The sequence below is a fragment of the Sphingobium sp. BS19 genome (assembly GCF_027925545.1).
Lineage (GTDB): Bacteria > Pseudomonadota > Alphaproteobacteria > Sphingomonadales > Sphingomonadaceae > Sphingobium.
The window spans coordinates 105,988-115,750 of the sequence record NZ_BSEF01000013.1 but is presented as its reverse complement, the minus strand read 5'-3'; the positions used below and the strand labels follow the sequence as shown (position 1 = coordinate 115,750).

10 protein-coding genes are annotated in these 9,763 nt (G+C 58.9%); 4 read left to right on the top strand and 6 right to left on the bottom strand.

Annotated elements, in window-relative coordinates; all coding sequences use genetic code 11:
• The first annotated feature begins 253 nt into the window (after positions 1 to 253).
• Positions 254 to 1,465 (top strand): phage major capsid protein, encoded by a 1,212-nt coding sequence (locus tag QMG56_RS16040; RefSeq protein ID WP_281823292.1) that lies wholly within the window; start codon positions 254 to 256, stop codon positions 1,463 to 1,465.
• Between the two features lie 334 nt (positions 1,466 to 1,799).
• On the opposite strand, the gene QMG56_RS16035 is transcribed toward QMG56_RS16040, so the two are convergent.
• Positions 1,800 to 1,970, bottom strand: coding sequence for a hypothetical protein (locus QMG56_RS16035; protein ID WP_281823290.1), 171 nt, complete (start codon positions 1,968 to 1,970; stop codon positions 1,800 to 1,802).
• Between the two features lie 200 nt (positions 1,971 to 2,170).
• Between QMG56_RS16035 and QMG56_RS16030 the strand changes: the two genes are divergently transcribed.
• Entirely contained in the window at positions 2,171 to 2,584 is a 414-nt protein-coding gene (locus QMG56_RS16030; RefSeq protein ID WP_281823288.1) for a BLUF domain-containing protein, read from the top strand.
• Between the two features lie 246 nt (positions 2,585 to 2,830).
• Here the strand turns inward: QMG56_RS16030 and QMG56_RS16025 are convergent, their stop codons facing one another.
• Entirely contained in the window at positions 2,831 to 3,712 is an 882-nt protein-coding gene (locus QMG56_RS16025; protein ID WP_230189684.1) for an OmpA family protein, read from the bottom strand.
• A gap of 506 nt (positions 3,713 to 4,218) precedes the next feature.
• On the opposite strand from QMG56_RS16025, the gene QMG56_RS16020 reads away from it, so the two are divergent.
• A complete protein-coding gene (locus QMG56_RS16020) occupies positions 4,219 to 4,578 on the top strand; it encodes a Rap1a/Tai family immunity protein (protein WP_281823287.1) in 360 nt (119 codons plus the stop codon).
• Between the two features lies 1 nt (position 4,579).
• Here the strand turns inward: QMG56_RS16020 and QMG56_RS16015 are convergent, their stop codons facing one another.
• The 4 genes from QMG56_RS16015 to QMG56_RS16005 all read right to left on the bottom strand — a co-directional run bounded on the left by QMG56_RS16015 (position 4,580) and on the right by QMG56_RS16005 (position 9,142).
• On the bottom strand, positions 4,580 to 5,857 hold the full coding sequence (locus tag QMG56_RS16015; RefSeq protein WP_281823285.1) for an amidohydrolase family protein: 1,278 nt from the start codon (positions 5,855 to 5,857) through the stop codon (positions 4,580 to 4,582).
• Positions 5,858 to 5,969: 112 nt separating this feature from the next.
• Positions 5,970 to 7,367: a dihydrolipoyl dehydrogenase gene (gene lpdA / locus QMG56_RS16010; protein ID WP_281823283.1), complete on the bottom strand. Its 1,398-nt coding sequence runs from the start codon at positions 7,365 to 7,367 to the stop codon at positions 5,970 to 5,972.
• Positions 7,360 to 7,797 carry an endonuclease domain-containing protein gene (locus QMG56_RS23510; protein ID WP_375713710.1) on the bottom strand — a complete coding sequence of 146 codons (438 nt, stop codon included), beginning with the start codon at positions 7,795 to 7,797 and terminating at the stop codon, positions 7,360 to 7,362. Before QMG56_RS23510 ends, lpdA begins: the two co-directional genes overlap by 8 nt.
• Positions 7,798 to 7,867: 70 nt before the next feature.
• Positions 7,868 to 9,142 (bottom strand): pyruvate dehydrogenase complex dihydrolipoamide acetyltransferase, encoded by a 1,275-nt coding sequence (locus QMG56_RS16005; protein WP_281823281.1) that lies wholly within the window; start codon positions 9,140 to 9,142, stop codon positions 7,868 to 7,870.
• Between the two features lie 164 nt (positions 9,143 to 9,306).
• On the opposite strand from QMG56_RS16005, the gene QMG56_RS16000 reads away from it, so the two are divergent.
• Entirely contained in the window at positions 9,307 to 9,762 is a 456-nt protein-coding gene (locus QMG56_RS16000; RefSeq protein ID WP_230189689.1) for a universal stress protein, read from the top strand.
• The last annotated feature ends 1 nt before the right edge of the window (position 9,763 follow it).

Below are 9,763 nucleotides of genomic sequence, written 5' to 3'. Positions count from 1 at the left end.
AACCTCAAAAAGCCCCTTGCTCCCGTCGTGGTGAAAATCACCAGCGGAGGCGCTCGTCCAGACTACGCCGTCAACAACGAACCCAGCCCACAAAACCTCGGAGCGGCGGTCTCATGAATAAGACGGGCTAAATGGTTAGCCGGCAAGCCTCTCTCAAATTTTGGGCCGATAAAGAATAGTCTTTTGGTGCGTTAAACCGGTTTCTCGTCATCGCCGACCGCCGATAGTCCTCCCCTATTCAGGAGGACAACACATGAAACATGCCACTATCCCCGCCGCTATGGCCCGCATTCCGGGCAACGCCATTATGGCCGCCCAATCGCCGCAAAGCATCGAAGAAATGTTCGCCGCATTGTCAGCCGCACAGCGGGAGAGCAATGCCCGCAATAGCGAGACCATCAAGAACATTTCCGACGCTATGAACGCGATGCAGACTCAGATCGAAGGCGGCGGCGCTATCGGCATGTCGTCAGTAATCCCGGTCGAACCCGAATATTCTCAGGCATTCGCGAGCTACTTCCGCAAGGGTGAAGGCGACGAATATCTGCGGACAGCGAACGCGATAGGCCAGCGGGCTACAATTCACGCTGCGATGTCAGTGGGCGACACTTCAAGCGGCGGCTATCTGGCGCCTGTGGAATGGGACCGGAAGATTTCCGAACGGCAACTTGTCCAGTCTCCTATGCGGCGCTTGGCGACGGTCCAGATCACTTCGGTGAGCGCATACTCCACGCTTTGGAACGGCAATCAGTGGGGTTCGGGCTGGGTTGGGGAAACCGCCGCACGTCCTCAGACCGTAACGCCTACATTGGCATCGATCCCGTTCGAGGCAGGCGAAATTTATGCCAATGCAGCGGCGACACAGCGGCTCTTGGACGATTCAGCGATCAATACCGAAGCATGGCTGTCGCAAAGCATCGCGGATGAGTTCAACCGACAGGAAGGCATCGCCTTCATATCTGGTAACGGCGTAAACAAGCCGCGCGGCCTGCTCACCTATGTCACCGGCGGCACGAGCGCGGACGTTCATCCCGGCGGCAACATTGACGTGGTGACGAGCGCACTGACGTTCGATGCGCTGACTGACTTCCTCTATGGTTTGAGCGCGGCTTATCGGCAGAACTCGACTTGGCTTATGAGCAGCCTAACAGCGGCATTCATCGCGAAGATCAAGGACGCCGACAATCGGCCAATCTGGCGCGAAAGCATCATGGCGGGCCAGCCCTCAACGCTCTTGGGCCGTCCGGTTGAGATCGATGAGCTCATGCCCCCTCCCGCCGCCAACAATATGGCTATCGCGTTCGGAGACTTTAAGGCGGCTTACGTCATCAATGATCGGCTAGGCACGCGCATCCTCCGCGATCCCTATACCAACAAGCCGTATGTGATGTTCTATGTGACCAAGCGCGTCGGTGCCGGTCTGCTCGATCCGTTCGCAATGCGGTTTTTGAAGGTCGCTGCCTAACGGCAGATGCCAAAAGAGCGAGCTTTAAACGCTAAAGCTCGCTCTTTTTCCCCAGTTTTCGACGGGGGAATAACTGGGGACAGGGAATAGGCTTCGATCATTTCGCCCTATTATCAATTGCTTATACAAACCCCAGTCGGACACCCTGTCCGCCATTTCCCGTCGATTGCACGCGATGGCGCGATGTTGTGCGCTATGGCACCAGACAACCCGCCGACCTTCATCATATTCGGCCTTGGCGGAATCTGCCTCCATATCATTCGGGGCGCACGCATGGCTGGCGCAAAGATCATTATCGGCGTAGATCTCAAATGCTGACAAAGGCGCTGTTGCATTACGCTTGGGCGCCACACACTTCGTCGACCCACATGCGCTCGGATATAATCTGGTCGGTCACCTCCTGGAACTTACGGCCGGCGGTGCAGACTATAGGTTCGAGGCAGTGGGCAGGCACCTCTGCCTGAACCGCGCAGGCGGCAAGGAATATTGCCTCAGACAATGTCATGGCCTGCCTGCTCGCTTCCAGCTACAAAGAAATGGGCCTGAAACGACGCTAAGTGGTGCGCCGCTGTAGCGCTGCAGATTACACGTCCCACATAAGTCGCACTGCGCTCGGATGAAGCGATGCAACTTAAGTTAAAGTGCTCGTTAATATTTTTTTTCAGCTTGTTTCATAGAGTTGGCGTCCCGTCGGAGATACTCACTATGAAACGCCTGCTCTATATCAGCACAGCTCGATCCATCTTACCGCCATCGGAACTTGACGTGCTGCTTACCAAGTCACGAAAGGCAAACGCCATGGCGGATATCACCGGATTGCTTGTGGTAGGCGGACGCCGCTTTCTGCAAGTTCTCGACGGCCCCGAGGAGGCCGTGGCCGAGACATATGCGCGGATAAGTCGTGACCCCCGCCATGTCGCGCTGGTCAAGCTTCATGACAAGGAGGTCCCAATGAGGGCATTTGGATCATGGGCCATGGGGTGTGAGCAAGGTGGCGTAGCAGCGGCATCGGCATCGGCATCGCTGGAAGAGCAAGTGTACGCTATTATCGCACCAATTACCGATCCCACGCTACGTGCATATTTTATGGGATTCGCAGAAACCCATACCCGGATGTGAGCGAGTGGATGCTCTTGCCCGACGTACCGCATCCTCGCCAATGAACCTCTTGACCTAACCGAGAGCGCAGAGTCCCCCGGGCGCATCACATGGGTGCGGATCGCGCGGTTCTTCGCTATACCGGGATACGTGCCCTTCTGTGAGCCCAGCGTGAGTACGCCCGCCGTCTGCTTTGCGTAACAGTTTCGGCCCTACAACCTGCGCTCCTAGACGTTCGCGGGGCGGGCTATGCCCGCCCCGTCCACATCAAAGGCCGTCGAGGCCTTTGCTCACGAGGATGTTCACAGCAACACGACGGTTCTGTGCCTTGCCTTCGTCGGTACTGTTGTCGGCCAATGGGTCCGCTTCGGACATTCCGGCCGGGGTGAGCATGCGGTAGGGCTTCCAGTGGCATGCCTGCTGGAGATGATTGACGACTCGAGTGGCGCGCTTTTCGCTGAGCGCTTGATTGAGTTCTTCGCTCCCGGTGGAATCGGTGTAACCCACGACAAGCAGCAGCGCGTTATCCATCCCCTCAGCAGCGGCCGCCGCGGCGCAGAGGTCGTTCTTCGCCTGGGGCGCGAGTACAGCCTTACCCGTGTCGAAATTCACGTTGGTAGTACCCTTGATGTTGTACTGGCCAATATCCGCCATGCGGCCGCGCAGCGCCTCCGTTGCTGCAGTCTGTTCGCCAAAGCGTTGGTCGGTAGCGTTGTGTATCATAGAGGCAGTCTTCAGATCCTTATTCTGAAGTTTGAGCTGGCTTGCCACCAGACCGTCTGCCGACTGCAGGGTCTTCACGGTAACGGGCAGTCCGTTGAGCAGCGAAGTCGCAGGGAGCCTGGCGCGATTCAGGCCCAAAAAGCCCTTGCTCGCGCTAATTTTAGTGGCGTCATTGACGGTGACTACCGTTTTGGTGCCATCCTCGGCCGTGACCTGCACCTTGTCGCCGCTGCGTGCGGAAATGATGCCCTTGACCTCTGGCCCTTCGGACATTTCCGACCGTTCAGGCGCACTTGTGTCGGAAACGGTCACGGCAAGGGGTGGCTCGGCTGGCTGTTGCGTCTGTGCCGACACGCTGCCCGACGCTACGTTGGCTAACATGGCTGGTAGTAAGATAACTCTAGCACCTTTGGAAATGATACTCATTTGGACTATCCTTCAAATTCGAACAGTTGGGCCTGCGACCGCAGTTTTCATCCGATGGCCATTCGCGCGATGCGTATTTAGCTGTCGGAACCCTCGATTTAGCTTCATGATGTCGGCGACCTGGAGCCGCATCGACCACCATGAATGTCTCGCCTGTTCAAACTAACCTTTCGCGCAGATGAACACATCGCTGGCACTATTGATTGTACCGCTGCGTCGGGCGCTGGTTGCGACGAACCGATGCGACCTCTCTCCTTAAGCAAACGATCTGTCTGGAAAATCAGACGCCGTCCTTTCATGTGATGGGTCGTGATCAAAATTCGGTAGGACGGCTTTTTAGCGCCATGGCATTGTTCAACGGGCTCGACACCCCCCTGCGCTACGCCATGAATATATCGTTGAACATGCCAAGCCTGTTCCATCGGTCGCCAGCACAATCGCGCTTAGCGGTGGATTAGCCATTTATAGCAGTGGGATCGGCTTTGAATATGCTCCATATAGTCGGCATGAATCTACGCTGCCTTGCCCCGCTCATTTGCCTTCCAATGCTGTTTGCGGCGCCGCAGTCTGCGGTCGCGCAGACATTCATGTTCGAGACGGGCACTACATTACTGGCCAAATGCCAGAATAAGGCACCGGAATATGCGCTTGCCTGCACAGCCTATATCGTGGGCGTTGTCGACGGGATTAAAAAGGACATTTTTCTGGGACGCGCGCCCGACAATTGCTGGCCGGACCAACTGGGGGCAGACCAGGTGCGCGATCTGGTGGTGAAGTATCTTCGCACCTATGCCGATCAGCGGTCTTTTCCGGCGTCGCTCACGGTCAGTGTCGCGCTGAACGACGCCTATCCCTGCAAGAAATAGATTAGTCGGTAACGACTACGCCGCCCTTAATCACAGCGTCCGGCTTTTCGAGCAGGCGCACGTCGGACAACGGATCGCCTGACACGGCGACCATATCGGCGTAGCGCCCCACGGCAATGGCGCCGACATCCTTCTCGCGGCCCAGTGCTTCGGCGGCATTGCGCGTAGCGGCCTGGATGGCTTGCAGCGGGGTCATGCCATATTGGACCATGACCTTGAACTGACCGCCCACCTGTCCGTGCGGCATGACGCCTGCGTCTGAGCCGAAGATCATGCGCACACCGGCGGCGTTTGCCTTGCGGAAGTTGTCGCGCTGGATCTGGGCGATCTCGCGATCCTTGCGGAGATTATCTTCCAATACGCCGTTCTTTGCGCCTTCAGCCTGAGTGTAGTCGGTATTGTATATGTCCATCGAGAACCAGACCGGTTGCTTGCGGGCGACAGCGAGCTTGATGCCTTCATCGTCGACGAGGCTGGCATGTTCGATGGTGTCGATGCCTGCACGGATGGCGGCCTTGATGCCTGCCGCGCCGTGGGCGTGGGCCGCGACGCGCAGACCCCATTGGTGCGCTTCGTCGGCGATGGCCGCGAGTTCGAGTTCGGAGAGTTGCTGCTGGCCCGGTTCGGTGTTGCGGGAGAAGACGCCGCCGGTTGCGCAGACTTTAATGACTTCGGCACCATATTTGCGTTGTTCGCGGACGCGGGTGCGCAGTTCCTGGGGGCCGTCGCCAACGGCATCGCCTTTCGCCTTGAAGCTGGGTGGGAGGTAGGTCTCGTCGCAATGGCCGCCTGTCGCACCAAGGGCGTGGGCGGCAGGGACGATGCGGGGTCCGGTGGCATAGCCGCCGTCTATCGCCTGTTTTACGGCCACATCGTTGTAATTGCTGGACCCCACATTGCGGACGGTGGTGAATCCGGCGCGGAGCATCTTGCGCGCGTTGTCCGCCGCGACGACGGTCCAGAAGCTGTCGGTGTATTGGAGGCTGTTATAGCCGCCCACTTCAGCGAGACTGTCGAGATGGACGTGCATGTCGATGAGGCCCGGCACCAGCGTCTTGCCGGACATGTCGATGTGCCGGACGTCGTTGCCCCAGCGGACGGTGCGGGCGTCGGCGACGCCGGTGATGCGACCGTCGGTGATGAAGACCGCGGGGTAATCGACCGTCTTGCCGCCGAGCACATCGACCATGTGATCGGCGGTGACGACTACGGTTTGGGCCGATGCGGGGGCACTCATCAGCGCAGCGCCGATGGCTATGATAGATGCTGCTTTGAACATTGGATGCTCCCCTAAGCTTTTCATAACTTCTCTAACATCGCCCATATGCGCTACCGCACAGGCATTCGCCATTCTGTAGGGAATCTACAGAATGGCGAAGTCTTTCAATATTTTAAATGTGGATAGCCCGTCCGTAGGCGCCCAATACGCTTTCGTGCATCGATTCCGAAATGGTGGGATGCGGGAAAACGGTTTCCATCAGTTCCGCTTCGGTCGTTTCCAGCGTCTTGCCGATGACATAGCCCTGGATCATTTCGGTGACTTCCGCGCCGACCATGTGTGCGCCCAGCAGTTCGCCGGTGGCTTCGTCGAACACGGTCTTTACGAAACCGTCGGTCTCGCCAAGGGCAATGGCCTTGCCGTTGCCGATGAAGGGGAATTTGCCGACCTTCACCTTGTATCCGGCTTCCTTCGCCTTGGCTTCGGTCAGGCCCACGGACGCAACCTGCGGATGGCAATAGGTGCAGCCGGGGATGTTGAGCTTGTCCATCGCATGGGGATGCCCGCCCGACAGATGCTCGACCGCGATGATCGCTTCATGGCTTGCCTTATGCGCCAGCCACGGTGCGCCGGTGATGTCGCCAATGGCGTAGATGCCTTCGACGTTGGTCCGGCAAAATTCATCGGCTTCGATGTGGCCGCGCTGGTCCTTCGCGATCTTGAGTTCTTCCAGACCGATGCCTTCGTTGTTCGGCACGATGCCGACCGCGACGATCACATGGCTGAACTCTTCGGTCGTGACCTTGCCGTCCTTATCCTTGATCTCCGCGCTGATGCCCTTGCCGGTATCAGTGATCTTTTGCACGCCGGTCGATGCGCGGATGTCCATGCCCTGCTTGGTCAGGTTCTTCATCATGAAGTCGCTCACGTCGGCATCCTCCACAGGCAGGATGCGGTCGAGCATTTCGACGACCGTTACCTTGGCACCCATGTCATTATAGAAGCTGGCAAATTCGATGCCGATGGCGCCCGAACCGATGACAAGCAACTTCGTCGGCATTTCGGGCGGCACCATCGCATGACGATAGGTCCAGATGCGCTTGCCGTCTGCCTTAGCGAAAGGCAGATCGCGGGCGCGCGCGCCCGTGGCGATGATGATGTTCTTCGCCGCCAGATCGGTTGCCTTGCCATCCTTCGTAACGGACAGCGTGCCTTTTCCGGTCAGCTTGCCATCGCCGAAATAGACGGTGATCTTGTTCTTCTTCATCAGGCCAGTGACGCCCTGATTAAGTTGCTTGGCGACGCCGCGCGACCGGGCGACGACCTTCTCGATGTCGAACGAAGGCTTTTCCACCGACAGGCCATATTTGTCGGCCTGTTGCATATAATGATAGATTTCCGACGAGCGCAGCAGCGCCTTGGTCGGGATGCAGCCCCAGTTGAGACAGATGCCACCCAGGCTCTCGCGCTCTACGATAGCGGTCTTGAGACCCAACTGGCTCGCGCGGATCGCGGCGACATAGCCACCGGGGCCGGAGCCGAGGACGATAAGGTCGAATTGGTCAGCCAAGGGTATCTCCTGTTGCTCCCCTCTCCCCTGGAGGGAGAGGATACGAAGCCTTGGCCGCTTGCGGCCTAGGCGTAGTTGGTGAGGGGGAAGCGTCCAAAACGGACACCAGTCGGGCGACAACCCCCTCTATATTGGTCAAGATGTCGATATTGCTGAAACGAAGAACGGTGTATGCCGTCCGCTGCAACCAAGCATCCCTTTCTAAATCATGGTCGGACCCCATGTGGTGCCCGCCATCAGCTTCGACAATCAGTCGCCTCTCCTGGGAGACGAAATCTGCAATATATCGTCCTATGGGCTGTTGGCGCCGAAACTTAACCTGACAAATCTGCGCATTTCGCAAATGGGGCCACAAAAGTTTTTCAGCATCCGTCATATGACGTCTGAGGCGTTTGGCATTTTCAAGAGTGTGTTGCGTGTATCCCGCCAACGTCCCCTCACCCTCCCACCGCTTCGCGGTGGGCCCCTCCCTCTCCCTCAAGGGGAGAGGGGTTATTAAATCAAGCCAGCATGGCCAACGGGTTTTCCACCAGTTCCTTGAAAACTTTCATCAACTGTGCGCCGTCTGCGCCGTCGATGGCGCGGTGGTCGAAGCTGCCGGTGGCGCTCATGATCGTTGCGACGCCCAAGGCATCGTCGACGATGTAGGGGCGCTTTTCGCCGGCGCCGATGGCCATGATCATCCCTTGCGGCGGGTTGATGACCGCTTCGAACTGCTTGATGCCGAACATGCCCATATTGCTGAGCGAAGCGGTGCCGCCCTGATATTCTTCAGGCATGAGCTTGCCGTCCTTGGCGCGGGTGGCGAGGTCTTTCATCTCGGTGGAGATGGTGGCGACACCCTTGCTGCCTGCGTCGACGATGATCGGCGTGATCAGGCCTGCAGGAATGGAGACGGCGACCGAGATATCGGCGCGCTGGAATTTCAGGAGCGTGTCGCCCGCGAACTGGACGTTGCACTCCGGCACCTGAAGCAGACTGACGGCCAGCGCCTTGATCAGCAGATCGTTGACCGACAGCTTTACGCCACGCGATTCCAGGCCGGCGTTCAGCTCTCCGCGCAGTTTCAGCAGCTTGTCGAGGCGAATGTCCACGGTGAGGTAGATATGCGGCACTGTCTGCTTGGATTCGGTCAGGCGACGCGCAATCGTCTTGCGCATGTTGCTGAGCTTTACCGCTTCGTGCGGGATGCCGTAATCCTGTGCGACGATGGGGGCAGCGGCGGGTGCTGGTGCCGATGCAGGCGACGCGGCAGGCGCGGCGGCAGCAGGCTTGGCGCCCTCCAGATCAGCCTTGACGATACGGCCGTTGGGGCCGCTGCCCTGAACGGATGCCAGATCGAGACCGCTCGCTTGCGCAAGGCGGCGGGCCAGCGGGCTGGCCTTTACGCGGTCGCCACTGTCGGTCGATGCTTTCGCCGGGACGGGATCGGCCTTGGGCGCAGGTGCCGCTTCGGCCTTTGCTGGTGTATCGGCCTTGGGTGCCTCTGCCTTGGCTGGAGCCGCCTTTGCGGCAGGCGCTTCGGCTTCCTCGCCTTCGACGGTGAGAGTCGCGATGACGGTGCCGACCTTTACGCCATCGGTGCCTTCGGCAACCAATATGCTGGCGATCACTCCTTCGTCGACCGCTTCGAATTCCATCGTCGCCTTGTCGGTTTCGATTTCCGCCAGCAGGTCGCCCGACTTAACCGTGTCGCCTTCCTTCACCAGCCACTTTGCCAGCGAGCCTTCTTCCATAGTGGGAGACAAAGCCGGCATCTGGATGTTGATCGCCATGAGGGAACAGCCCTTTTCGATATGTGATTCCGTGGGGAGCGAAGCCGTTACTTGACGCTTTGGCCGCTAGGGTCAAGGGGGCCGCGGCTCTTGGTCCCGGAAAGCCTTGCGTCACGCGCGTTTATGGATCAGATTCAACGCTCATTGCAGGGGCGCGAATAGACATGCGGACGTATCTGGTGGTGGTCGATGAGACCCCCGAAGCTGAAGTGGCGCTGCGCTTTGCCGCACGCCGAGCCGCGAAAACAGGCGGTGCCGTGCAGATTTTGGCACTGATCCCGCCCACCGAATTCGTGCAATGGGGCGGCGTGCAGGCAACGATCGAGGAAGAAGCGCGACAGCGCGCTGAAGCATTGGTGATGGGTGCCGCCGGAACGCTGATGCAGGAATCGGGCATTCGCCCCACCATCACGGTAAAGCAAGGCGAGCCGGTGGCGCTCGTGCGCAAGACGCTGGACGAGAATGACGGCATTGCCGCTTTGGTGCTGGGCGCCGCCGCAACCGGTGCGCCCGGTCCGCTGGTGACGCATTTCGCGGGGAGCGAGGCGGGTAGCCTCCCCTGCCCCATCATGGTGATCCCCGGATCGCTGGACCGGGATGCGGTGGACCGGCTTAGCTAAG